The organism is Streptomyces telluris (assembly GCF_024519335.1).
Classification (GTDB): Bacteria; Actinomycetota; Actinomycetes; order Streptomycetales; family Streptomycetaceae; genus Streptomyces; species Streptomyces telluris.
The window spans coordinates 93,577-117,482 of record NZ_JANIID010000002.1 but is presented as its reverse complement, the minus strand read 5'-3'; the positions used below and the strand labels follow the sequence as shown (position 1 = coordinate 117,482).

The window sequence follows — 23,906 nt, the reverse complement described above, 5'->3', positions numbered from 1 at the left end:
CCCGGGCGTAACACTCCCGCCGTCTTCGTCACTGCCGCGAAACAACCAGCTGCATCGGCTGAAATCCCGCTGCGCCAACCTCATGGCGAAAACCGGCCCGCTCGGGCCGCCGCTTCGAGGAGACACCGACCATGAATGGCGCGGATACCGCATTCGTATTGATCAGTGCCGCACTCGTGATGCTGATGACACCGGGGCTGGCCTTCTTCTACGGCGGCATGGTGCGGGTCAAGAGCGCCCTGAACATGCTGATGATGTCGTTCGTCTCGCTCGGCATCGTCACCGTCCTGTGGGTGCTCTTCGGCTATTCGCTCGCCTTCGGCGACGACATCGGCGCAGGACTGCTCGGCGATCTCGGCCACATCGGCTTCAAGGGCATCAGCCCCGAGACCCTGACCGGAGGCAAGGAAGGCATTCCCGTCTTCGCCTTCGCCCTCTTCCAACTGATGTTCGCCGTGATCACCCCGGCGCTGATGAGCGGGGCGCTCGCCGATCGCGTGAAGTTCAGCGCCTGGGCCCTGTTCATCACCCTCTGGGTCTCGGTCGTCTACTTCCCCGTCGCCCACTGGGTGTGGCAGGCCGACGGCTGGCTGTTCAAGCTGAAGGTGATCGACTTCGCGGGCGGCACTGCCGTCCACATCAACGCGGGCATCGGCGCCCTCGCCGCGGTCCTCGTCGTCGGCAAGCGCATCGGCTTCAAGAAGGACCCCATGCGCCCGCACAGCCTGCCCCTGGTGGTGCTCGGGACGGGCCTGCTGTGGTTCGGCTGGTTCGGCTTCAACGCCGGCTCCGCGCTGGCCGCCAACGGCGCCGCCGCCAACATGGCCATGAACACCCAGGTCGCCACCGGCGCCGCCATGCTCGGCTGGCTCGCCTACGAGCGCATCCGGCACGGCGCCTTCACCACGCTGGGCGCCGCCTCCGGCGCCGTCGCGGGCCTCGTCGCCATCACGCCCTCCGGTGCCGCGGTCAACGCCTTCGGCGCCCTCCTCATCGGCGTCGTCGCCGGCGCGGTCTGCTCCTGGGCCGTCAGCCTGAAGTTCAAGCTCGGCTTCGACGACTCCCTCGACGTCGTCGGCGTCCACCTTGTGGGCGGCGTCATCGGCACCCTCCTCGTCGGTCTCCTCGCCACCGACGGCGCCGGCCTCACGCAGCTCGGCCGCCAGGCCGTCGGGGCCTTCTCCGTCATGGCCTACTCGTTCACCGTCTCCTGGCTCCTCGCCAAGCTCGTGGACAGGACCATCGGTTTCCGGGCCGCCGAGGACGACGAGATCAGCGGCATCGACCAGGCCTTCCACGCCGAGACCGCCTACGACCACACCGGCGTCGGCGCCGTCACCCGCACCGCCGCGCCCGCCCTTCACCGGCCGGCCGCGGCCCCCGAGCAGGATGACCGGGAGCAGACCGGCCAGGAGCAGGCCGCCGCTCCGAAGAACAAGAAGGTGGACGCATGAAGCTCATCACCGCGATCGTCAAGCCCTTCCGGGTCGACGAGATCAGGGAGGCCCTCCAGACCTTCGGGGTCCAGGGCCTGACCGTCAGCGAGGCCAGCGGCTACGGCCGCCAGCGCGGCCACACCGAGGTCTACCGCGGGGCCGAGTACCGCGTCGACCTCCTCCCCAAGGCCCGCATCGAGGTCCTCGTCGAGGACGACGACGCCGAGGACGTCATCGACGTCATCCTCAAGAAGGCCCACACCGGCAAGATCGGCGACGGCAAGGTCTGGGTCGTCCCCGTCGAGACCGTCGTCCGCGTACGCACCGGCGAACGCGGCCCCGACGCCCTCTGACCCCCGCCAGCCCGCCGTGAAGGGAGCCGAGTTGAACGACCCGCAGACCTGCCCCGCCGACTCGGAACCCAGCGGCTACGCGGCGGCCCGGCTGCGCCTCCTGCACCAGGGGGCGCTCACCGGGCCGCCGCGCCGCGCCGCCCTCGCCCGCCTCACCGACCAGTGGCTCGGCGCCCTGCTGGGCGAGACGCAGGGCGTCGCCCTCGTCGCCGTCGGCGGCTACGGCCGGGGTGAACTGTCGCCCCGCAGCGACCTCGACGTCCTCCTCCTCCACGACGGCGCCGCGGACATCTCCAAGATCGCGGCTGTCGCGGACCGCGTCTGGTACCCCGTCTGGGACATGGGGCTCGCCCTCGACCACTCCGTGCGCACCCCCGCCGAGGCCCGCCGCACCGCCGCCGGCGACCTCAAGGTCCACCTCGGCCTCCTGGACGCCCGCCATCTCGCCGGCGACGAAGAGCTCACCGCCGCACTGCGCGCCACCGCCTACGCCGACTGGCGCGCCCAGGCCCCCGCCCGTCTCGCCGAGCTGCGCGAGCTCGGTGAGGAGCGCACCCGGCACCAGGGCGAACTCCGCTTCCTCCTCGAACCCGACCTTAAGGAGGCACGGGGCGGCCTACGCGACGCCACCGCCCTGCGCGCCGTAGCCGCCTCATGGCTCGCCGACGCGCCCCGTGCGGGGCTCGAACGCGCCCGCACGCACCTCCTCGACGTCCGCGACGCCCTCCACCTCACCACCGGGCGCGCCACCGACCGGCTCGCCCTCCAGGAGCAGGACCAGGTCGCCGAGGCCCTCGGCCTCGCCGACGCCGACCGCCTCCTGCACGGGGTGTACGAGGCCGCCCGTACGGTCTCCTACGCCGCGGACGTCACCTGGCGCGAGGTCGGCCGGGTCCTGCGCGCCCGCTCCACGCGGCCCCGGCTGCGCCGCATCCTGGGCGGCCGCGGGGGGCGCGGCGGCTTCGTCGAGGTCGAGCGGCTCTCCCTCGCCGACGGCGTCGTGGAACAGGAGGGCGAGGCCGTGCTCGCCCGCACCGCGCGGCCCGAGCGCGACCCCGTGCTGGCGCTGCGTGCGGCCGCGGCGGCGGCGCAGGCCGGTCTGCCGCTGTCGCCCCATGCGGCGCGCCGCCTCGCAGCCTCCGCGGGCCCCATGCCGCAGCCCTGGCCGGCCGACGCCCGCGAGCAGCTCGTGACCCTCCTGGGCGCGGGGCCGCCCACCGTGCCCGTCTGGGAGGCCCTCGAAGCCGAGGGGATCGTCTCCCGGCTGCTGCCCGAATGGGAGCACGTGCGCTGCCGCCCCCAGCGCAACGCCGTCCACCGCTGGACCGTCGACCGGCACCTCGTCGAGACGGCCGTACGGGCCGCCGCCCTCACGCGCCGCGTGGGGCGGCCGGACCTCCTCCTCGTCGCCGCCCTGCTGCACGACATCGGCAAGGGCCTGCCCGGCGACCATTCCGTCACGGGCGAGGCCCTCGCGCGCGACATCGCCCGCCGGATCGGCTTCGGCGCCGCCGACACCGGCGTCCTGGCCACGCTCGTCCGGCACCACCTGCTGCTGATCGACACCGCCACCCGGCGCGACCTCACCGACCCGGCCACCGTCCGGACGGTCACCGACGCCGTGACGGACACGGCCACGCTGGAGCTCCTGCACGCCCTCACCGAGGCCGACGCCCTCGCCACGGGGCCCGCCGCATGGAGCGCCTGGCGGGCGTCGCTCGTCGCGGAGCTCGTCCGCCGTGCCGCGGCGGCCCTGGCGGGCGGTGCGCAGGAGGGGCCCCGTGCGCCGGGCCCGCCCGACCCGGAGGCGCTCCGGCTGGCCCGCGAGGCCCTCCGTACGGGCGGACCGGCGCTGACCCTGGAGCCCCGCCCGGAGGGCACGGTGCCGTCGGAGGACGGCGCCCCGGCCCCCGTCGGCATGGAGCTGCGGATCGCCGTCCCCGACCAGCCCGGCGTGCTGCCCGCGGCCGCCGGCGTCCTTGCGCTGCACCGGCTGACGGTGCGGACCGCGGACCTGCGCGCCGTGGACGGGGCGCTGCTGCTGAGCTGGCGGGTGGCGGCCGAGTACGGAGCCCCGCCCGAGGCCGCCCGCCTGCGCAACGACCTCGTGCGCGCCCTGGACGGCTCCCTCGACGTCCCGGGCCGCCTGGCCGAGCGCGAGGCCGCGTACAGCAGGCGCCGGCGGGGCGTGGTGCACGCCCCGCCGAGCGTGACCGTCGCCGCGGCCGCCTCGCACGGGGCCACGGTCCTGGAGGTGCGCGCCCAGGACGAGCCCGGCCTCCTGCACCGCATCGGGCGGGCCCTGGACGAGGCGGGGGTGTGGGTGCGCAGTGCCCGCGTGAGCACGCTCGGGGCGAGTGCGGTGGATGCGTTCTACGTCACCGCCCCGGACGGGGCCGCTCTCACGCCCCGTGCGGCCTCCGCGGTCGCCCGAGGGATGGAGGAGGCGCTGGGCGGCTGACCGGACCGGGAGGGTGCGGATACCCTTGGGGGTCAGCCGCCGACTTGACACTCAACAAGAAGGATCCGCGACCACCGTGTTCGATACCCTCTCCGACCGCCTCGCAGCGACTTTCAAGAACCTCCGGGGCAAGGGCCGCCTCTCCGAGGCGGATATCGACGCCACCGCGCGCGAGATCCGTATCGCCCTGCTCGAGGCGGACGTGGCCCTGCCCGTCGTCCGTTCGTTCATCAAGCAGGTCAAGGAGCGGGCGCTCGGCGCCGAGGTCTCGCAGGCCCTCAACCCCGCCCAGCAGGTCATCAAGATCGTCAACGAGGAGCTCATCGGCATCCTCGGCGGCGAGACCCGGCGCCTGCGCTTCGCCAAGACCGCGCCGACCGTCATCATGCTCGCCGGTCTCCAGGGTGCCGGTAAGACGACGCTCGCCGGCAAGCTCGGCCGCTGGCTGAAGGCCCAGGGCCACAGCCCGCTGCTCGTCGCCTGTGACCTCCAGCGCCCCAACGCCGTGAACCAGCTCAGCGTCGTCGCCGAGCGCGCCGGCGTCGGCGTGTACGCCCCGCAGCCGGGCAACGGCGTGGGCGACCCCGTCCAGGTCGCCAAGGACTCGATCGAGTTCGCCCGCACCAAGCAGTACGACATCGTCATCGTCGACACCGCCGGCCGCCTCGGCATCGACGCCGAGATGATGCAGCAGGCCGCCGACATCCGCGACGCGGTCTCGCCGGACGAGACCCTCTTCGTCGTCGACGCCATGATCGGTCAGGACGCGGTCAACACCGCCGAGGCCTTCCGCGACGGCGTGGGCTTCGACGGCGTGGTGCTCTCCAAGCTCGACGGCGACGCCCGCGGCGGTGCCGCCCTGTCGGTCGCGCACGTGACCGGCAAGCAGATCATGTTCGCCTCCAACGGCGAGAAGCTGGACGACTTCGACGCGTTCCACCCGGACCGCATGGCGTCCCGCATCCTGGGCATGGGCGACATGCTCAGCCTGATCGAGAAGGCCGAGCAGACCTTCAGCCAGGACGAGGCCGAGAAGATGGCGGCCAAGCTGGCGAAGGGCCCCAAGGAGTTCACGCTCGACGACTTCCTGTCGCAGATGGAGCAGGTCCGCAAGATGGGCTCCATCAGCAAGCTCCTCGGCATGCTGCCGGGCATGGGGCAGATCAAGGACCAGATCAACAACCTGGACGAGCGCGACGTCGACCGCACCGCCGCGATCATCAAGTCGATGACCCCGGCCGAGCGCCAGGACCCGACGATCATCAACGGCTCGCGCCGGGCCCGCATCGCCAAGGGTTCGGGCGTGGACGTCAGCGCCGTCAAGAACCTGGTCGAGCGGTTCTTCGACGCCCGCAAGATGATGTCGCGCATGGCGCAGGGCGGCGGCATGCCGGGCATGCCGGGTCTGCCGGGCATGGGCGGCGGTGCCGGCCGCAAGAAGAAGCAGCAGAAGCAGGCCAAGGGCAAGCGCCAGAGCGGCAACCCGATGAAGCGCAAGGCCGAGGAGCAGGCCGCGGCCGCGCGCCGCGAGGCGGGCGGCGCCCTGGGCCTGCCCGCGGGCCAGGACGCGAAGGACTTCGAACTGCCGGACGAGTTCAAGAAGTTCATGGGCTGACCCAACGGTCCCGGAAGGCCTCGTGCGGCGCCCCGTGCGGAGCCCCCGCGCGGTGCCCGCCCCGCAGTACGTCACAGCCCCCCGCGGCCGAGCAGGCCGCGGGGGGCTGTCGCATGCGCGGTGCGCTAGGCGCGGGCTATCAGATAGCGGAAGACATTGGGCATCCACACCGTGCCGTCGCGGCGCAGATAGGGGTGGAGTGCCTCGGAGAGCTCCTTGACGACCTGCTCCTCGTCGGTGGCGCGGACGGCCGCGTCGAAGGCGCCGGTGGAGAGCATGCCGCGCACGGCGCTGCCCATGTCGGCATAGCCGTAGGGGCACGCCACCCGCCCCGAGCCGTCCGGCTGCAGCCCGGCCTGCTGGGCCAGGTTCTCCAGGTCGTCGCGGCCGCACGGCCGCCAGCGCGCCGGCGCGCACATGGGGTCCGCGAGCCGGGCCGCGACTCGAAGCGCCCCCGACGCCGCACAGCGCTCCTGGGGGCCCCAGCCCGCCAGCACCACGGGGGCGCCCCGCTCCGCGCACGAGGCGGCCCGGGCCAGCGCCGTGGCCATGCCCTGGGCGCTGCCGCCCGCGCAGTACAGCGGGTCGAAGGCGGTGACGAGGTTGAAGGGCGGGGAACCGGCGTCCATGACGCTCTCGGGTGCCCCGTGCCCCAGGCGCGCGGCGCCGGCGCCCTCGGGCAGCAGCCGCTCGCGGGCGAGGGCGAGCCGGCGCCCGTCCGGGTCCACGCCGGAGACCGCGGCGCCGCGGGACGCCGCCATGAGCAGGGCCAGGCCGGAGCCGCAGCCCAGGCTGAGCAGCCTGGTGCCGGAGCCGACCTCCAGGCGCTCGTACACCGCTTCGTAGAGCGGCACCAGCATCCGTTCCTGGATTTCCGCCCAGTCGCGGGCCCGGGACTCGGGCGACGAAGAGGACGGCCGGTGCCGCCGTACGAGCGTAGGTGTCATGGAAAGCGCCCCAATCCGCCGAGAGACGTGTGCATGCCCGATCCACCGCCCCCCGTGTACTGCCGTGCGCACTGCTGGAGAAAGCACCCCCTTGTGCCAGGGAACTGCGCATCCGTTCCCGAGTCCAGTGGAAGGCGCCGGCACGTTCCCGTACGCCCACGATGGCATGTGCCGGGCGCATCCGCACGGGCGCCGCAAGGGGGCGCGGACACGCCGGGGGCGGCGTACGAAGGGCGCGGGGCGGGGCGGGGAGGAGCGGATTCACGCTCCGACGGATCGGCCCCGTACCATTCGCACCATGGCAAAGGCTCCCATTCTCACCCCCCAGGCGGACGACTTCCCGCGCTGGTACCAGGACTTGATCAACAAGGCCGAGCTGGCCGACAACGGCCCGGTGCGCGGCACCATGGTCATCCGACCGTACGGGTACGGGCTCTGGGAGCGCATGCAGCAGGAGATGGACGCGCGCATCAAGGACGCGGGCGCCTCCAACGCGTACTTCCCCCTCTTCATCCCGCAGTCGTACCTGACCCGCGAGGCCGAGCACGTCGAGGGCTTCGCCCCCGAGCTCGCGGTCGTCACGCACGGCGGCGGCAAGGAGCTGGAGGAGCCGGTCGTCGTCCGGCCCACCTCCGAGACGATCATCAACGAGTACTTCTCCAAGTGGGTGCAGAGCTACCGCGACCTGCCCCTGCTGATCAACCAGTGGGCCAACGTGGTCCGTTGGGAGATGCGCCCGCGCGTCTTCCTGCGCACGAGCGAGTTCCTCTGGCAGGAGGGCCACACGGCGCACGCCACGTACGAGGACGCGCGCGACTACGCCGCCCGCATCCACCGTGACGTCTACTACGACTTCATGGTCAACGTCCTGGGCATCGACGTCGTCCTGGGCCGCAAGACGGCCAAGGAGCGCTTCGCGGGCGCGATCAACACCCTCACCCTCGAGGGCATGATGGGCGACGGCAAGGCGCTGCAGCTGGGCACCAGCCACGAGCTGGGCCAGAACTTCGCCAAGGCCTTCAACACCTCGTACCTGTCCAAGGACGGTCAGCAGGAGCTGGTGTGGCAGACGTCCTGGGGCGTCTCCACCCGCATGGTGGGCGGTCTGATCATGTCGCACGGCGACGACAGCGGCCTGCGCGTGCCGCCGCGCCTGGCGCCGGTGCAGGTCGTCGTCCTCGCGATCAAGGGCGACGACGCCGTCATCGCCAAGGTGCGCGAGATCGGCGACCAGCTGAAGGCCGCCGGGATCCGGGTGCAGGTCGACGACCGCACCGACACGCCGTTCGGCCGCCGCGCCGTGGACTGGGAGCTCAAGGGCGTTCCGGTGCGCATCGAGGTCGGCCCGCGCGACCTGGAGAACGGCACCGCGATGCTGGCCCGCCGCATCCCGGGCGGCAAGGAGCCGGTCCGTCTCGACGAGCTCGTCGGGCTGCTGCCGAAGGTCCTCGAGGAGGACCAGGCGCTGCTGCTGAGCCAGTCGCGCGAGCGTCGTGAGGCCCGTACGACCGACGTGACGACGATCGAGGAGGCCGCCGAGGCCGCCGTGGCCGGCGGCTGGGCGCGGATCCGCTGGGCCGACCTGGGCCCGGAGGGCGAGGCCAAGCTGGCCGAGCAGGCCGTGTCCGTCCGCTGCCTGGTGGCCGAGGACGGCTCGGTGCCGGAGGCGGACGACGCCCCGGGCACGATCGCGATCGTGGCGCGCGCCTACTAGGCGACGCACCCGGGGCCCCGGCCCCGTGCGGCACCGCGGGGGCGGCGAGCCCTGCCGCGGTGCCGCCGTCGTTCACGCTCCGCGGGGCGCCTTCGGGCGCCCCGCTGTTTGTTTGTAGGGGCGCACGCCCCCCGGTGCGCGCTTACTGATGAGTCAGTACGTCCCGGGTTGCGAACGGGTGCGCGGCTTCTCCGTAGATCTGCGCACCCGCCCTCGTCGCGACGCATGAGCATGAAACTGACTGGTACGTGCAAATTATTTGGGATGGCCCGGTATCGGAACACCGGGCGGTCCCGGCTCGTTGTCACGACGTGAGCACGACACCACCTGTTCTCGCCGCAGAGCTGGCGCAGGCGTGGGCCGACATTCAGCGGCACCACCCCGAGCTGCCGGATCTAGCCGCGCCCGAATCGCTGATCGGGGAGTCGTCGTCCGCATGCGGCGCCGAGCTCTCCTTCGAACGGCTGCTGCACGAGGCAGTGCACGGCATCGCGGCCGCCCGCGGTGTCCGTGACACCTCCCGCGCAGGCCGCTACCACAATCGCCGGTTCCTGGCGATCGCCGAGGAGCTCGGACTCGACCACAGCGAGGATCCGCATCCCAGCAGCGGCTTCTCCCTGGTCGTGCTCAACCCGGAGGCGCGCAAGCGCTACCGCCCCACCATCGACAGACTGCAGCGCGCCCTCAAGGCGCACACGGTCGCCACCACTGCCGACACCTCGCGGACGTTCCGCGGGCCGGCGGCGCGGCACGGCTCGTCCGGCGGCGGGGTGCGGGTCAAGGCGGTGTGCGACTGCGGCCGGAACGTGCGGGTCGTGCCCTCCGTGCTGGCCCAGGCGCCGATCATGTGCGGCGGCTGCGGGCAGCCCTTCCGGATTCCGGAGGCGGTCACGGTCGGCTGACCTGGAGGGGTGTGGCACAATGGGACGCTGTACTCGACAGTCGCATAGGACCCCTCTCTCCTCCGGCTGGCGCGTCCATCGGGCATCCGAGTACCGCAACCCCACGTGGCATCTCGTTGTGCCCAACCACGTCAAGACCAGGAGACACCACTCCCGTGGCAGTCAAGATCAAGCTGAAGCGTCTGGGCAAGATCCGTTCGCCTCACTACCGCATCGTCATCGCCGACTCCCGTACCCGCCGTGACGGCCGGGCCATCGAGGAGATCGGTCTGTACCACCCGGTGCAGAACCCCTCGCGCATCGAGGTCGACTCCGAGCGTGTCCAGTACTGGCTGGGTGTCGGCGCGCAGCCGACCGAGCCCGTCATGGCCATCCTCAAGGTCACCGGCGACTGGCAGAAGTTCAAGGGCCTGCCGGCCCCGGCCCCGATGCTCGTCGCCGAGCCGAAGAAGGACCACAGCGGTCTCTTCGACGCCGTCGTGAGCGCCGCGGGCGAGGCGAAGGGTGAGGCCATCACCCCGAAGGCGAAGAAGTCGGAGAAGAAGGACGAGGCCGCTGAGGCCGAGTCCGCTGAGTCGACCGAGGCCTGAGGATGCTCGAGGAGGCCCTTGAGCACCTCGTGAAGGGCATCGTCGACAACCCCGACGAGGTGCAGGTCGCTTCGCGCAACCTGCGCCGTGGGCGCGTGCTGGAGGTCCGGGTTCACCCGGACGACCTCGGCAAGGTGATCGGCCGCAACGGCCGCACCGCGCGTGCCCTGCGCACCGTCGTGGGCGCCATCGGCGGCCGTGGCATCCGCGTCGACCTCGTCGACGTGGATCAGGTCCGCTGAGAAGCGGTTGAGCACCGGCACGGGCCGGGAAGGGCTTGGGCCCTTCCCGGCCCGTTGTCGCGTACGGAGAGCAGAGAAGGAAACATGCAGCTCGTAGTCGGCAGGATCGGCCGCGCCCACGGCATCCGGGGCGAGGTCACGGTTGAGGTGCGCACGGACGAGCCCGAGCTCCGGCTCGGCCCCGGCGCCGTCCTGGCCACGGACCCCGCCGCCGCGGGGCCGCTGACCATCGAGTCCGGCCGCGTGCACAGCGGGCGGCTCCTGCTGCGCTTCGCGGGCGTGGGCGACCGCACTGCCGCGGAGGCGCTCCGTAACACCCTCCTCATCGCCGAGGTGGACCCGGAAGAGACTCCGGAGGACCCGGAGGAGTTCTACGACCACCAGCTGATGGACCTGGAGGTCGTCACGGTCGACGGCACCGTCATCGGCCGGATCGCCGAGATCTCCCACCTGCCCTCGCAGGACCTCTTCATCGTGGAGCGGCCCGACGGGGCCGAGGTGATGATCCCCTTCGTCTCCGAGATCGTCACGGAGATCGACCTCGACGAGCAGCGCGCCGTCATCGACCCGCCGCGCGGCCTGATCGACACCGACGAGGCGGAGATCGCTTCCTCGCGTGAGGCGGGGCATGAGGCAGGGCCCGAGGCGGAGCATGAGGCGGGACAGGGCTCCCCGGCAGGTTCCCCGGACGGCTCCGTGAACGGCGGCGAGAAGGGCAGCGAGAGCGGCTCCGAGCGGGGCGACGCCTGATGCGCCTCGACGTCGTCACGATCTTCCCCGAGTACCTCGAGCCGCTGAACGTCTCGCTCGTCGGCAAGGCGCGGGCACGGGGCCAGCTCGACGTCCGCGTGCACGACCTGCGCGCGTGGGCGCACGACAAGCACAACACCGTCGACGACACCCCGTACGGCGGCGGCCCCGGCATGGTCATGAAGCCGGAGCCCTGGGGCGAGGCCCTCGACTCGATCATCGAGTCGGGCGAGGGGCGGCCCGTGATCGTCGTCCCGACGCCCAGCGGCCGGCCCTTCACCCAGGAGCTCGCGGTCGAGCTCTCCGAGAAGCCGTGGCTGGTCTTCACCCCCGCCCGCTACGAGGGCATCGACCGCCGCGTCATCGAGGAGTACGGCGACCGCCTCGACGTCCGTGAGGTGTCCATCGGCGACTACGTGCTGGCCGGCGGCGAGGCCCCCGTCCTCGTGATGGTCGAGGCCGTCGCCCGGCTGCTCCCCGGCGTGCTCGGCAACGCCGAGTCGCACCGCGACGACTCCTTCGCCCCGGGCGCCATGGCCGACCTCCTCGAGGGCCCTGTCTACACCAAGCCCCCGGAGTGGCGCGGCCGAGGCATCCCCGACGTCCTGCTCAGCGGCCACCACGGCAAGATCGCCCGGTGGCGCCGCGACGAGGCGTTCCGGCGCACGGTGCGCAACCGCCCCGATCTGATCGAGCGCGCGGACCCCGCCGCCTTCGACAAGAAGGACCGCGAGATCCTCTCGATCCTGGGCTGGGGCCCCGGCCCCGACGGCCGATTTGGGCGAGTGGCCCCGGACGTGGAAGAATAAGCCGTTGCCTTGCGCCCGGCGTGCGCCCCTGCCACAGGGGGAACGACGCTCGCCCGGTGTTCCGGCACCATCCCCACTTCGGTACGAATTCCGCTGATGACCTGTGGCATCGGCGAGGAAGCAGACGAACATGTCCTCCCTGCTCGACAACGTCAACGCCGCGTCGCTGCGCACCGACGTCCCGGCCTTCCGCCCCGGCGACACCGTGAACGTCCACGTCCGCGTCATCGAGGGCAACCGCTCCCGCATCCAGCAGTTCAAGGGTGTCGTCATCCGCCGCCAGGGCGCGGGCGTCAGCGAGACCTTCACGGTCCGCAAGGTCTCGTTCTCCGTCGGCGTCGAGCGCACCTTCCCGGTGCACAGCCCGATCTTCGAGAAGGTCGAGCTCGTCACCCGCGGTGACGTCCGTCGCGCCAAGCTGTACTACCTCCGTGAGCTCCGCGGCAAGGCCGCGAAGATCAAGGAGAAGCGCGACAACTGAGCTTCCGTCCGGCGTCCGCGCCTGGCCGGATAGGCTTTCGGCTCGATGGACACCGACGTACAGCTTTCGGAGCGCGACCGCTCTCCCCGCCCCGCAGAGGGCGCGGAGCAGGGGTCGCGCTCCTCGCGTTTTCCCGCCTCCCCGGCCGCCTGGGCCAAGGCCGCCCGGGCGTGGCTGCGAGGCGGTGGCCCGCTGCGCCGTGCGGGCGTGTTGCTGACGCTCTGCCTGGTCTTCCTGCTGCTGCTCAGCAGCTACGTGGTGCAGCCCTTCCTGATCCCCAGCGGCTCGATGGAGAACACGCTCCGGGTGGGCGACCGGGTGCTCGTCAACAAGCTCGCCTACAGCTTCGGCGGCAAGCCGGAGCGGGGCGACGTGGTGGTCTTCGACGGCACCGACTCCTTCCTCCAGGACGTGCCGGCGGAGAACCCGGCGGCGGCGCTGATCCGCAAGGGGGCCTCGTCCGTCGGCCTCATGGGGCCCGCGGCGACCGTCTACATCAAGCGCGTGGTGGGCGTCGGGGGCGACAGGATCACCTGCTGCGACGCGCGCGGCCGGTTGCAGATCAACGGCCACCCGGTGGACGAGGGCTTCCTCTACCCGGGCGACGCCCCTTCACGCGTGCCCTTCGACGTCGTGGTCCCCGAGGGCAAGCTGTGGGTGATGGGCGACCACCGGGGCGACTCCCGCGACTCCCGTGACCACCTGGGGGAGCCCGGCGGCGGCATGGTGCCGGAGAGCAGGGTCGTCGGGCGGGCCGACTGGATCGGCTGGCCGTTCGGGCGGATGACCGAACTCAAGCGTCCCGACGTCTACGCGCGCGTGCCGGAAGCCGACGCCTCCGCCGGGCACATGGGAAGGCCCGCCGGACGGAGCGGGAGGCCGGGTGGGTAGCAGGGGACGTACGCTGCCGGGCCCCGCGGGTCCGGCGGATGCGGGAGCACTGGGAGCGGGCCCGGCCACGGGCGGCCGCGCCGCGCGGCGGAAGGCGGCGCGCCGGGTCAAACGGCGCCGGCGCCGCTCCGCGGTCAAAGAGGTGCCGATCCTCATAGCGGTCGCGCTCCTGATCGCCCTGGTGTTCAAGACGTTCCTGGTGCAGGCCTTCGTCATCCCCTCCGGCTCCATGGAGCAGACCATCCGGATCGGCGACCGCGTCCTGGTGGACAAGCTGACCCCCTGGTTCGGCTCCCGGCCCCAGCGCGGTGACGTCATCGTCTTCCGGGACCCCGGCGGCTGGCTGGACGGGGAGCAGCTGAAGACCGGGCCGGACCCGGTGGGCGTCAAACAAGCCAAACAACTGCTGACTTTCATCGGCCTGCTTCCGTCCGCGAACGAGCAGGATCTGATCAAGCGTGTGATCGGCGTCGGCGGTGACACGGTCAAGTGCTGCGACACGAACGGCAAAATCACGGTCAACGGAACGCCGCTCGACGAGCCCTACCTGCACCCCGACAACGCACCCTCGAAGCTCGACTTCACGGTGCGAGTGCCTCAGGGCCGCTACTTCGTGATGGGCGACCACCGCTCCAACTCGGCTGATTCCCGCTTCCACCTGGACGATCCCGGACAGGGCACCGTGCCGCAGGAGCTGGTCGTCGGCCGTGCGGTCGTGATCGCGTGGCCACTGGGCCACTGGCGACAGCTGTCCGAAAGAGACACTTTCGCAATGGTCCATGACGCGCCGCCGGCGGAGGCGCGAGCACGCGGTCCGGCGCATAGTGTGTCCTTCATGGATCAGCAAGGATTGATCCAGCTCCCGACCCCTGCGGAACTCCCGCTCGTTATGGGAGTGGTGGGCCTGCGTCGTGTGTACGGCGGCCCGCAGCGTGGAGAGCGGAGCGAGAGGAGTGGATGTGGGGGACTTGGCGGTCGGCGCACGGTCCGGTCACGAAGAGCCCGAGAAGCGGCCCGGGGAGGCTGACGGGTCGCCAGGGGCGGGCGTGCCGGCGGAGGCCATGTCCCAGGCATCCCAGGAGGCTGCGGGCGGGCCGGCGCGGACGGACGGCGAAGACGTGAGCCCGGAGCCGGAAGCGGACGGAGAGGGCCCGCGCAGTGCGGCCCCCAAGAAGCAGCGGTCCTTCTGGAAAGAGCTGCCGATACTGATCGGCATTGCCCTGGTCCTCGCCCTGCTGATCAAGACGTTCCTGGTACAGGCGTTCTCGATCCCGTCGGATTCCATGCAGAACACCCTCCAGCGCGGTGACCGCGTGCTGGTGGACAAGCTCACCCCGTGGTTCGGCGCCGAGCCCGAGCGCGGTGAGGTCGTGGTCTTCCACGACCCGGACAACTGGCTCGGGGACGAGGCCCAGACGCCCCAGCCCGGCCCGCTGGGCGGCGGCGTGCAGAAGGTTCTCAGCTTCATCGGCCTCATGCCCTCGGCCGAGGAGAAGGACCTCATCAAGCGGGTCATCGCGGTCGGCGGGGACACCGTGGAGTGCCAGAAGGGCGGCCCGGTCAAGGTCAACGGCAAGGCGCTGTCGGAGAAGGACTACCTCTTCCCCGACAACACCCCGTGCGACGACCAGCCCTTCGGACCGATCAAGGTGCCCAAGGGCAAGCTCTGGGTGATGGGCGACCACCGCCAGAACTCCCTGGACTCGCGCTACCACCCGAACCAGGACCACGGCTTCGTCCCGGTGCCCGAGGTCGTGGGCCGCGCCTTCGTGGTCGCCTGGCCGATCAACCGCTGGTCCTTCCTCGGCGTTCCCGGCACCTTCGACCAGCCGGGGCTGAACGCCGCCGCCGCGGCCGCGCCCTCCGCGCTCGGGCTCGCCGGAGCGGTGCCGCTCGTCCTGTGGCGCCGGCGCAAGCTCACCGCACGGAGCGGCACCGAGGGGCTCACCTTCCGGAGCGCCCCCAGGGACTGACCGGCAGAGCCTCCCGAAGGGCTGACTCGCCCGCATACCGCCCGGTAGTGTGCGGTTCCCGTGCCCCTGGGCATGCGGAGTCCGATCTTCTACGCGGGGCGGGAGCACTGGGATGAGCGCAGCGGGACGTACGGACGACGGCCACGGCCGCGCGGGCAGGATGTTGTCCGGGCTGGCCGTGGCCGTCGGCTGTGTGCTCTTCCTCGGCGGCTTCGTCTGGGGCGCCCTGCTCTACCAGCCCTACACCGTCCCCACCGACTCCATGGCGCCGACCATCGGACGGGGCGACCGGGTCCTCGCCCAGCGCATCGGCGGCGGCGACGTGCGGCGCGGGGACATCGTCGTCTTCAAGGACAAGGTCTGGGGCGACTCTCCGATGGTCAAGCGGGTCGTCGGCACAGGCGGCGACACCGTGGCCTGCTGCGACGGGCAAGGGCGCGTCACGGTCGACGGCAAACCGATCGAGGAACCGTATCTGCGGGCCAGTGGCCCGGCGTCGCCCACCACCTTCTCCGCCACCGTTCCCGAGGGGCAGCTCTTCCTGCTCGGCGACCACCGCAACGACTCCGTGGACTCCCGAGGCCACCTCACCGACGCCTCCCACGGCACCGTGCCGCGTGGTGCCGTGAAGGCCCGCGTGGACGCCACTGCCTGGCCCGTGGGCGGCTGGGGCATGATGGACAGACCCGAGTCCTTCGCCGCCCTCCCGGGAGGCACCTCGCAGCCCGGCCCGCTGCCCCTGGTGCTGGCGGCCGTGGTCGCCGGCGCGGTGCTCATCCTGGGCGGCGCGGCGTACGGGCCCGTGGCGCGCCTCGTCACGCCGAGGTGCAGGGAGGAGGTGCCCGCCCATGGCTGAGGAAGGGCCCGCCCGCACGGCGGGGGAGGTGCCCACCGGAGCGGGAGAGCCGCGCAGGGCGTCACGGGTCGTCCTGCTCGACCCGGACGACCGCATCCTGCTGATGCACGGCTACGAACCGGGCGACCCCACGACGACCTGGTGGTTCACCCCGGGCGGCGGCCTGGAGGGCGCCGAGAGCTGGGAACAGGCGGCGCGCAGGGAGCTGGCCGAGGAGACCGGGATCACAGAGATCGACCTCGGCCCCGTCCTGTGGTGCCGCACCTGCTCCTTTCCCTTCGACGGCCGCCGCTGGGACCAGGACGAGCGCTACTTCCTGGCCCGCACCGCGCAGCCCGGGAAGTGGACCGGCGGGGGGACGGAACTGGAGCGGCGCAGCGTCACGGGGCTGCGCTGGTGGACCTGCGAGGAACTTCTCGCGACCCGTGAGACGGTGTATCCGACCAGGCTCGCCGGGCTGCTGCGTACGCTGCTCGACGAGGGACCCCCGCGTACGCCGGTGCTCCTGGAGACGGAGCGCGCCTGACGCACAATGGGGGGACGCACGGCTGAAGGGGAACATGCCATGAGCGCCGAGGACCTCGAGAAGTACGAGACCGAGATGGAGCTGAAGCTCTACCGGGAGTACCGCGATGTCGTCGGTCTGTTCAAATACGTGATCGAGACCGAGCGTCGTTTCTACCTCACCAACGACTACGAGATGCAGGTGCACTCCGTCCAGGGCGAGGTCTTCTTCGAGGTGTCGATGGCCGACGCCTGGGTCTGGGACATGTACCGGCCGGCCCGGTTCGTGAAACAGGTGCGGGTGCTCACGTTCAAGGACGTGAACATCGAGGAGCTCAACAAGAGCGACCTCGACCTTCCGGGTGGCTGAGTTCTCCACAACCGACGGGTAATCCACCAAGATCCAACATTTCCGGGGGCCGGCGGCACGGTGGGCGCCGGAGGTGGTGCCCGTGAACGCCCGAGAAGCACTCGGTCGCTACGGCGAGAATCTCGCCGTCCGCCGGCTGGCCCAGGCCGGCATCGTCGTCCTCGAACGGAACTGGAGATGCCGCGAGGGCGAGATCGACATCGTGGCCATGGAGGCCGACACCCTGGTGGTGTGCGAGGTCAAGACCCGCCGCACCGGTGCCTACGAACACCCGATGGCCGCCGTCACCCCGGCGAAGGCCGACCGGCTGCGCCGGCTCGCCGAGCGCTGGCTGGCGCGGCACGGCGGACCGCCCGCTGGCGGCGTCAGGATCGACCTGGTGGGCGTGATCGTCCCCGACCGGGGAGCCCCCGCCGTGGAGCACGCCAAGGGGGTGGCGTGATGGGCTTCGCCCGTACGTGCTCGGTGGCGCTGGTCGGTGTCGAGGGAGTGGTGGTCGAGGTCCAGGCCGACCTGGAGCCGGGAGTCGCCGCGTTCACCCTCGTCGGCCTGCCCGACAAGAGCCTCGTGGAGAGCAAGGACCGCGTCCGCGCGGCCGTAGTGAATTCCGGCGCCGAATGGCCGCAGAAGAAGCTGACCGTGGGTCTGAGCCCCGCGGCCGTCCCCAAGGGCGGCAGCGGCTTCGACCTGGCCGTGGCCTGCGCCGTCCTGGCCGCCTCGGAGCGGCTCGACCCCCGGGAGATCGCCGACCTGGTCCTCATCGGGGAGCTCGGCCTCGACGGCCGCGTCCGCCCGGTGCAGGGCATCCTCCCGGCGGTGCTGGCCGCGGCCGACGCGGGCTACCGGCAGGTGGTCGTCCCCGAGCGCACGGCCGCCGAGGCGTCCCTCGTGCCCGGCGTCTCGGTCCTCGGCATCCGCAGCCTGCGCCAGCTCATCGCCGTCCTGACGGACGAGCCGGTGCCCGAGGAGGAGCCGCTGCAGGAGGGCGGCCCGGATCCGATGCTCGCCGGGCTCTCGGTCCCCGGGGCGGGGCTGGGCACGGGGGTCGTGCACGGGGAGCGCCGGCCCGACCTCGCCGAGGTCGCGGGCCAGACCAGGGCCCGGATGGCCCTCGAAGTGGCCGCCGCCGGGCGGCACCACCTCCTCCTCCAGGGCCCGCCCGGAGCGGGCAAGACCATGCTCGCGGAGCGGCTGCCCGGCCTCCTGCCGCCCCTCACCCCCCAGGAGTCCCTCGAGGTCACCGCGGTGCACTCCGTAGCGGGCACGCTTCCCGCGGGCCAGCCTCTCCTCGACCGGGCCCCGTACTGCGCTCCGCACCACTCGGCCTCCATGCCCTCGCTCGTCGGCGGTGGCAGCGGGCTGCCGCGCCCGGGAGCCGTTTCCCTGGCTCACCGTGGCGTGCTCTTCATGGACGAGGCGCCCGAGTTCTCCGGGCGGGTGCTGGACGCCCTGAGGCAGCCGCTGGAGTCGGGTCACGTCATCGTGGCCCGCTCCGGCGGCGTCCTGCGGCTGCCCGCCCGGTTCCTCCTCGTCCTGGCCGCCAACCCCTGCCCGTGCGGACGGCACGGCATGCTGGGGGAGGGCTGCGACTGCACTCCACAGGCCGTCAGGCGCTACCGTGCGCGCCTGTCAGGCCCCCTTTTGGACCGGGTCGACCTGCGGGTGACGGTCGAAGCGGTGGCCCGTTCCGAGCTGACGGGACCGGGGCCGACGGCGGAGACGACCGCCGAGGTGGCCGACAGGGTGCGCGCCGCCCGGGAACGGGCCGCGGCCCGCCTCGCGGACATGCCCTGGCAGACCAACAGCGAGGTCCCCGGCCACGAACTGCGGACGCGCTGGCGCGTCGCCCCCGGCGCCCTCGACGAGGCCGAACGCGACATGGAACGGGGCATGCTGACGGCACGTGGCCTCGACCGCGTGCTGCGCGTCGCGTGGACGGTTGCGGACCTCGCCGGCCACGACCTCCCCGACGCTTCAGACGTCAACTGCGCGCTCGAACTGCGTACGGGCGTCCACCGCGGCGCGGTCGTGGCCGGAGGCCGTCCGTGACGGGCCCCGCTCCCGAGGACCGGCTGGCCCGCGCCGCCCTCACCCGCCTGACCGAGCCCGGGGACGAGCGCGTGGGGCGGTGGATCAGGGAGATGGGCGCAGTGGGGGTGGTGCGAGGGCTCACGGGGGCGGGCCCGGCGCCGCGGGGAGCCGGCCGCGAGCGGCTCGCGGGGTGCCGGGAGCGTGCCGCCGCCCTCGACCCCCACCGCGACCTTGAGGCCGTCGCCCGGCTGGGCGGCCGCTTCCTCTGCCCGGGAGACCGGGAATGGCCCCGGCAATTGGACGACCTCGGTGACGCCCGGCCGCTCGGCCTCTGGGTGCGCGGCGGGGCCGACCTGCGGCTGTGGGCGCTGCGCTCCGTCGCCGTGGTCGGCGCGCGCGCCTGCACCGACTACGGCTCGCACGTCGCCTCCCTCCTCGGCGCCGGACTGGCGCGCCGCGGCTGGGTCGTCGTCTCCGGCGCCGCGTACGGCGTCGACGGTGCCGCTCACAGGGGAGCGCTTGCGGCGGGCGGGGCGACCGTCGCCGTGCTCGCCTGCGGGGTCGACGTGCCCTACCCGCGGGGCCATGCGGATCTCATCGACCGGATCGTGGAACGTGGCCTGGTGCTCGCCGAGTTGCCCCCGGGCGGGCACCCCACCCGCAGCCGCTTCGTCCTGCGCAACCGCGTCATCGCCGCATTGACGAGGGGGACCGTGGTCGTGGAGGCGGAGTACCGCAGCGGCTCACTGGTGACGGCCCGCCGCGCGCGGCTGCTGGGCCGCCAGACGATGGGCGTGCCCGGCCCGGTGACGTCGGGCCTGTCGGCGGGCGTGCACGAACTGCTCCGCGAGGACGCCGCGCTGGTCACCGACGCGGACGAGGTCGCCGAGCTGGTCGGCGGGATCGGGGACCTCGCCCCCGAGCGGCGCGGCCCCGTCGTCGCACGCGACCTGCTGGCCCCGGCGGCGGCCGTGGTGCTGGAGGCCGTGCCCGGCGGAGGCGGCGGGGACGGGGAGCTCATCGCGCGAAACGCGGGCCTGAGCAGGGATCAGACGCTTGCCAGGCTGTACGAGCTGCAGTCCCTCGGCTTCGTGGAACGCCGCGGTGATCACTGGCAGTTGGCCGCCCCACCGTCAACATCCGGCACCTCCAAGCCCCCCGGACGGCGCCCGTCCGCGCGGCGAGGCGGTTCTTGACCTGGGGCGATCGGGTGAAAAGGTTAAGGGGACGACCGCGGCCGCCGATACGGCGAGGCCCGTACGGACGCCGGCCCCCGGCGCCGCATGCCGGCGCTTCCGGCAGGGGAACGTATCCGCACACCGACGAAGAGGACTCATCGCATACCGCAACGCAGCAGTCACGCTACGCTCACGGGATTCCAGCCATTCGTACCACTCGATCCACGTCACAGCAGAACGGCTCAAGACGACGAATGCCCCAGCACACCTCCGGTTCGGACCGCGCGGCGGTGCCGCCCGCGGCGCGCGGCCCCGAGCGCCCTCCCGCACCCTCGACGCTCGATGAGCTGTGGCGGTCGTACAAGGCCTCGGGCGACGACCGGCTGCGGGAGCAGCTGATCCTCCACTACTCGCCCCTGGTGAAGTACGTGGCGGGGCGCGTCAGCGTCGGCCTGCCGCCCAACGTCGAGCAGGCCGACTTCGTCTCCTCGGGGATCTTCGGACTCATCGACGCCATCGAGAAGTTCGACCCGGCCCGGGAGATCAAGTTCGAGACGTACGCCATCACCCGGATCCGCGGCGCGATGATCGACGAGCTGCGTGCGCTCGACTGGATCCCGCGCTCCGTCCGGCAGAAGGCGCGCGCGGTCGAGCGCGCGTACGCCACGCTGGAGGCCGAGCTGCGGCGCACGCCCTCGGAGGCCGAGGTCGCGGCCGAGATGGGCATCGCCATCGAGGAACTGCACGGTGTTTTCAGCCAGTTGTCGCTGACCAACGTGGTCGCCCTGGAGGACCTCCTGCACGCCGGCGCCGAAGGCGGCGAGCGGCTGAGCCTGATGGACACCCTCGAGGACACCGCCGCCGACGACCCCGTCGAGGTCGCCGAGGACCGCGAGCTGCGCCGTCTCCTCGCCCGCGCGATCAACACCCTCCCCGAGCGCGAGAAGACCGTGGTCACCCTCTACTACTACGAGGGCCTCACCCTCGCCGAGATCGGGCATGTGCTCGGCGTCACGGAGAGCAGGGTCAGCCAGATCCACACGAAGTCGGTGCTCCAGCTGAGGGCGAAGCTGGCGGACGTCGGCCGCTGACGGTGGCGGCGAGGGCCTCGGTGAGGGGCTCGGTGAGGCCGGCAAGGGGCCGGGAGGGCGGCAGGGGGTCCTGCGAGGAGGCTCGGGGGCGGCGGGCGGTAGGGCCTGACGGGCCGGCAAGGGGCGCGAATCCTCCCTCGGCGTCGTCCCGGCCCCCGGCAATCCGTAAAGTGGGGACGTGCCCAGGATTCGAGCGGCCTCGGTGGCCGAGCACCGGACGATGCAGCGCGGCGCCCTGCTGGACGCCGCCCGCTCCCTGCTGTCCGAGGGCGGCACGGAGGCGTTGACGTTCCCCGCCCTTGCCGAGCGCACCGGTCTGGCGCGCTCCTCGGTCTACGAGTACTTCCGCTCGCGGGCAGCCGTGGTCGAAGAGCTCTGTGCGGTCGACTTCCCCGTCTGGGCGGCGGAGGTCGAAGCCGCCATGGAGGGCGCGGACACGCCCGAGGCGAAGATCGAGGCGTATGTGCGCCGGCAGCTGGCCCTGGTCGGCGACCGCCGCCACCGCGCCGTGGTCGCGATCTCCGCCGGTGAGCTGGACGCGGGCGCACGCGAGAAGATCCGGGCTGCCCACGGCGGGCTCATCGCCATGGTCGTGGAGGCGCTCGTCGCCCTCGGCCACGAGCAGCCGCGCCTGGCCGCCATGCTGCTGCAGGGCGTGGTCGACGCCGCCGTGCGCCGGATCGAGCTGGGCGCCGCCGAGGAGCCCGGCAGCATCATCGAGGCCGCCGTGTCCATGGCGCTGCGCGGCGTCAGGGGCTGACCACCGCCGCGCCCGGTCCGCCCGACAGCGGCAGCAGCCGGGACAGCGGTCTGCGCAGCATCCACGGCGGCAGCAGGGACAAGGGGTCGAGGTAGACGCGGCCGCGGAGCAGCCCCCAGTGGAGGCAGCCGCCGGAGCAGTGGAACGGGCCCGCTTGCAGCGTGCCGATCACCTGCCCCGCCGCCACTTGGTCCCCTTCCTTCACCACCGCCTGCACCGGTTCGTACGTGGTCCGCAGCGGCGGCTCGCCCGTACCCGGGTGCTGCACCGACACCACGCCGCGCCCCGCGACGGTGCCCGCGAAGGAGACGGTGCCGGGCGCGGCGGCCCGTACCGGCTGACCGGCGCGGGCGACGAGATCCACCCCGCGGTGCCCGGCCGCCCAGGGCACAGGCGGCGGCCGCCAGGCCCGTACGAGCAGGGGCCGGCCTCCTCGCGACCCGCTGACGGGCCAGGCCCGCTCACCCTGCCCCGTGCCGCCCGTCGGCCCGGACGGTTTGGATGGTCCGCGCCGCCCGGGAACCCCGGGAGGTTCCGGCGGCTCGGGGTCGGCGGCCGTGGATGCCGGGGGCGCCTCCGGCGGGGCTTGCGGCCCCCGGGCTTCAGGGGCGGGGGCGGGAGCGCCCGCCCTCGCGGCCCCCGCGCCCGAGGCCGTACCACTGGCCACCGCACCCGCGAGAACACAGAGCGTGACCACGCCGGCGGCGGCGAGCAGGCGTCGGGTGAAAGATCCGATGAGAGTCATGCCCGTACGGTGGCGGACCCCGGGCATTCGCGGGGATCTTGACGGAGATCTGTGGACTACTCGCGGGTTGTGCACAACGTCGTCACCCGCGCCTTCCCGGGTCCCGTACACTTCTCATGGCGATCCGGGTCACCGGATCGACTTCGCACGCCCCGCTACCGGCGCGTCAGTCCCTTTCGGGCAGCCCGGTGGCCGTGTCTCTCGGTCCGCGGAACGGTTCTCGCAAGGGCATCGTCCACGGCAGGCACGTCGGGGCGTCAGGAGCGGCGGCCGCCCGGCCGTCGTGGAACCGAGTATTTCAAGGAGCGCGGCCATGGCCGTCGTCACGATGCGGGAGCTGCTGGAGAGCGGCGTCCACTTCGGTCACCAGACCCGTCGTTGGAACCCGAAGATGAAGCGTTTCATCTTCACGGAGCGCAACGGCATCTACATCATCGACCTGCTCCAGTCGCTGTCGTACATCGACCGCGCCTACGAGTTCGTCAAGGAGACCGTCGCGCACGGCGGCTCCATCATGTTCGTCGGTACGAAGAAGCAGGCCCAGGAGGCCATCGCCGAGCAGGCGACCCGCGTCGGCATGCCCTACGTCAACCAGCGCTGGCTGGGCGGCATGCTCACCAACTTCTCGACCGTCTACAAGCGCCTGCAGCGCCTGAAGGAGCTCGAGCTCATCGACTTCGAGGACGTGGCCGCCTCCGGCCTCACCAAGAAGGAGCTCCTGGTCCTCTCCCGCGAGAAGGCCAAGCTGGAGAAGACCCTCGGCGGTATCCGCGAGATGCAGAAGGTGCCGAGCGCCGTCTGGATCGTGGACACCAAGAAGGAGCACATCGCCGTCGGTGAGGCGCGCAAGCTCCGCATCCCGGTCGTCGCGATCCTCGACACCAACTGCGACCCCGACGAGGTCGACTACAAGATCCCGGGCAACGACGACGCGATCCGCTCCGTCACGCTGCTCACCCGTGTGATCGCCGACGCCGTCGCCGAGGGCCTCATCGCCCGCTCCGGTGCCGCCACCGGTGACGCGAAGGCCGACAAGGCCGCCGGCGAGCCCCTCGCCGAGTGGGAGCGCGACCTGCTCGAGGGCGAGAAGAAGGCCGACGCCGAGGCCGAGAAGCCGGCCGAGGCCGCTGCCGAGGCTCCGGCCGCGGACGCCGAGCAGGCCTGACAACTCAGTCGGTAGATACGGCGGGGGACGGCGCGACACGCG

General features: G+C 72.4%; 25 protein-coding genes. 23 read left to right on the top strand and 2 right to left on the bottom strand.

What is annotated here, in order from left to right; translation table 11 throughout:
* Positions 1-131 precede the first annotated feature (131 nt).
* The 4 genes from NQU55_RS02560 to ffh all read left to right on the top strand — a co-directional run bounded on the left by NQU55_RS02560 (position 132) and on the right by ffh (position 5,865).
* Positions 132-1,454 carry an ammonium transporter gene (locus NQU55_RS02560; protein ID WP_168092843.1) on the top strand — a complete coding sequence of 441 codons (1,323 nt, stop codon included), beginning with the start codon at positions 132-134 and terminating at the stop codon, positions 1,452-1,454.
* Entirely contained in the window at positions 1,451-1,789 is a 339-nt protein-coding gene (locus tag NQU55_RS02555; RefSeq protein ID WP_058046471.1) for a P-II family nitrogen regulator, read from the top strand. Before NQU55_RS02560 ends, NQU55_RS02555 begins: the two co-directional genes overlap by 4 nt.
* A gap of 31 nt (positions 1,790-1,820) precedes the next feature.
* Positions 1,821-4,250, top strand: a complete 2,430-nt coding sequence (locus tag NQU55_RS02550; protein WP_168092844.1) for a [protein-PII] uridylyltransferase — start codon at positions 1,821-1,823, stop codon at positions 4,248-4,250.
* 76 nt (positions 4,251-4,326) lie between these two features.
* Positions 4,327-5,865 carry a signal recognition particle protein gene (gene ffh, locus NQU55_RS02545; RefSeq protein ID WP_168092845.1) on the top strand — a complete coding sequence of 513 codons (1,539 nt, stop codon included), beginning with the start codon at positions 4,327-4,329 and terminating at the stop codon, positions 5,863-5,865.
* Positions 5,866-5,990: 125 nt separating this feature from the next.
* Here ffh and NQU55_RS02540 read toward each other — a convergent pair whose 3' ends face one another.
* Positions 5,991-6,812 carry a methyltransferase domain-containing protein gene (locus NQU55_RS02540; RefSeq protein WP_206329308.1) on the bottom strand — a complete coding sequence of 274 codons (822 nt, stop codon included), beginning with the start codon at positions 6,810-6,812 and terminating at the stop codon, positions 5,991-5,993.
* A 298-nt stretch (positions 6,813-7,110) separates the two neighbouring features.
* Between NQU55_RS02540 and proS the strand changes: the two genes are divergently transcribed.
* The 18 genes from proS to NQU55_RS02450 all read left to right on the top strand — a co-directional run bounded on the left by proS (position 7,111) and on the right by NQU55_RS02450 (position 21,954).
* Positions 7,111-8,526, top strand: a complete 1,416-nt coding sequence (proS, locus tag NQU55_RS02535; RefSeq protein ID WP_168092846.1) for a proline--tRNA ligase — start codon at positions 7,111-7,113, stop codon at positions 8,524-8,526.
* Between the two features lie 311 nt (positions 8,527-8,837).
* Entirely contained in the window at positions 8,838-9,428 is a 591-nt protein-coding gene (locus NQU55_RS02530; RefSeq protein ID WP_058046476.1) for a hypothetical protein, read from the top strand.
* A gap of 155 nt (positions 9,429-9,583) precedes the next feature.
* A complete protein-coding gene (gene rpsP, locus NQU55_RS02525; protein WP_030369333.1) occupies positions 9,584-10,018 on the top strand; it encodes a 30S ribosomal protein S16 in 435 nt (144 codons plus the stop codon).
* Between the two features lie 2 nt (positions 10,019-10,020).
* Positions 10,021-10,260, top strand: coding sequence for an RNA-binding protein (locus tag NQU55_RS02520; protein WP_020868149.1), 240 nt, complete (start codon positions 10,021-10,023; stop codon positions 10,258-10,260).
* A gap of 84 nt (positions 10,261-10,344) precedes the next feature.
* Positions 10,345-11,010 carry a ribosome maturation factor RimM gene (rimM, locus tag NQU55_RS02515; RefSeq protein WP_168096768.1) on the top strand — a complete coding sequence of 222 codons (666 nt, stop codon included), beginning with the start codon at positions 10,345-10,347 and terminating at the stop codon, positions 11,008-11,010.
* Positions 11,010-11,819 (top strand): tRNA (guanosine(37)-N1)-methyltransferase TrmD, encoded by an 810-nt coding sequence (trmD, locus tag NQU55_RS02510; protein WP_256789539.1) that lies wholly within the window; start codon positions 11,010-11,012, stop codon positions 11,817-11,819. Before rimM ends, trmD begins: the two co-directional genes overlap by 1 nt.
* 130 nt (positions 11,820-11,949) lie before the next feature.
* A complete protein-coding gene (gene rplS, locus NQU55_RS02505; protein ID WP_168096161.1) occupies positions 11,950-12,300 on the top strand; it encodes a 50S ribosomal protein L19 in 351 nt (116 codons plus the stop codon).
* 45 nt (positions 12,301-12,345) lie between these two features.
* Positions 12,346-13,191 (top strand): signal peptidase I, encoded by an 846-nt coding sequence (gene lepB / locus NQU55_RS02500; RefSeq protein WP_168096160.1) that lies wholly within the window; start codon positions 12,346-12,348, stop codon positions 13,189-13,191.
* Positions 13,184-14,218 (top strand): signal peptidase I, encoded by a 1,035-nt coding sequence (lepB, locus tag NQU55_RS02495; protein WP_168096159.1) that lies wholly within the window; start codon positions 13,184-13,186, stop codon positions 14,216-14,218. The genes lepB (NQU55_RS02500) and lepB (NQU55_RS02495) overlap by 8 nt, the downstream gene beginning before the upstream one ends.
* On the top strand, positions 14,160-15,164 hold the full coding sequence (gene lepB / locus NQU55_RS02490) for a signal peptidase I (RefSeq protein WP_168096162.1): 1,005 nt from the start codon (positions 14,160-14,162) through the stop codon (positions 15,162-15,164). The genes lepB (NQU55_RS02495) and lepB (NQU55_RS02490) overlap by 59 nt, the downstream gene beginning before the upstream one ends.
* 112 nt (positions 15,165-15,276) lie before the next feature.
* Entirely contained in the window at positions 15,277-16,020 is a 744-nt protein-coding gene (gene lepB / locus NQU55_RS02485; RefSeq protein WP_168096158.1) for a signal peptidase I, read from the top strand.
* Entirely contained in the window at positions 16,013-16,546 is a 534-nt protein-coding gene (locus tag NQU55_RS02480; RefSeq protein WP_256789537.1) for an NUDIX hydrolase, read from the top strand. Before lepB (NQU55_RS02485) ends, NQU55_RS02480 begins: the two co-directional genes overlap by 8 nt.
* 39 nt (positions 16,547-16,585) lie before the next feature.
* Positions 16,586-16,894, top strand: a complete 309-nt coding sequence (locus tag NQU55_RS02475) for a DUF2469 domain-containing protein (RefSeq protein ID WP_009714730.1) — start codon at positions 16,586-16,588, stop codon at positions 16,892-16,894.
* Positions 16,895-16,976: 82 nt separating this feature from the next.
* Positions 16,977-17,336, top strand: a complete 360-nt coding sequence (locus NQU55_RS02470; protein WP_058046482.1) for a YraN family protein — start codon at positions 16,977-16,979, stop codon at positions 17,334-17,336.
* Positions 17,336-18,943 carry a YifB family Mg chelatase-like AAA ATPase gene (locus NQU55_RS02465; protein WP_168096086.1) on the top strand — a complete coding sequence of 536 codons (1,608 nt, stop codon included), beginning with the start codon at positions 17,336-17,338 and terminating at the stop codon, positions 18,941-18,943. The genes NQU55_RS02470 and NQU55_RS02465 overlap by 1 nt, the downstream gene beginning before the upstream one ends.
* Positions 18,940-20,121 carry a DNA-processing protein DprA gene (gene dprA / locus NQU55_RS02460; RefSeq protein ID WP_168096084.1) on the top strand — a complete coding sequence of 394 codons (1,182 nt, stop codon included), beginning with the start codon at positions 18,940-18,942 and terminating at the stop codon, positions 20,119-20,121. Before NQU55_RS02465 ends, dprA begins: the two co-directional genes overlap by 4 nt.
* 236 nt (positions 20,122-20,357) lie before the next feature.
* Entirely contained in the window at positions 20,358-21,194 is an 837-nt protein-coding gene (gene whiG, locus NQU55_RS02455; RefSeq protein ID WP_058046485.1) for an RNA polymerase sigma factor WhiG, read from the top strand.
* A gap of 220 nt (positions 21,195-21,414) precedes the next feature.
* The gene (locus tag NQU55_RS02450; protein WP_168090869.1) at positions 21,415-21,954 is read left to right on the top strand and encodes a TetR/AcrR family transcriptional regulator; all 540 of its coding nucleotides are present in this window, start codon (positions 21,415-21,417) and stop codon (positions 21,952-21,954) included.
* Here NQU55_RS02450 and NQU55_RS02445 read toward each other — a convergent pair.
* The gene (locus NQU55_RS02445; RefSeq protein WP_308402194.1) at positions 21,944-22,318 is read right to left on the bottom strand and encodes a M23 family metallopeptidase; all 375 of its coding nucleotides are present in this window, start codon (positions 22,316-22,318) and stop codon (positions 21,944-21,946) included. The two genes, NQU55_RS02450 and NQU55_RS02445, sit on opposite strands and share 11 nt — an antisense overlap.
* A gap of 694 nt (positions 22,319-23,012) precedes the next feature.
* Between NQU55_RS02445 and rpsB the strand changes: the two genes are divergently transcribed.
* Positions 23,013-23,864, top strand: coding sequence for a 30S ribosomal protein S2 (gene rpsB / locus NQU55_RS02440; protein ID WP_106676927.1), 852 nt, complete (start codon positions 23,013-23,015; stop codon positions 23,862-23,864).
* Positions 23,865-23,906: the final 42 nt, after the last annotated feature.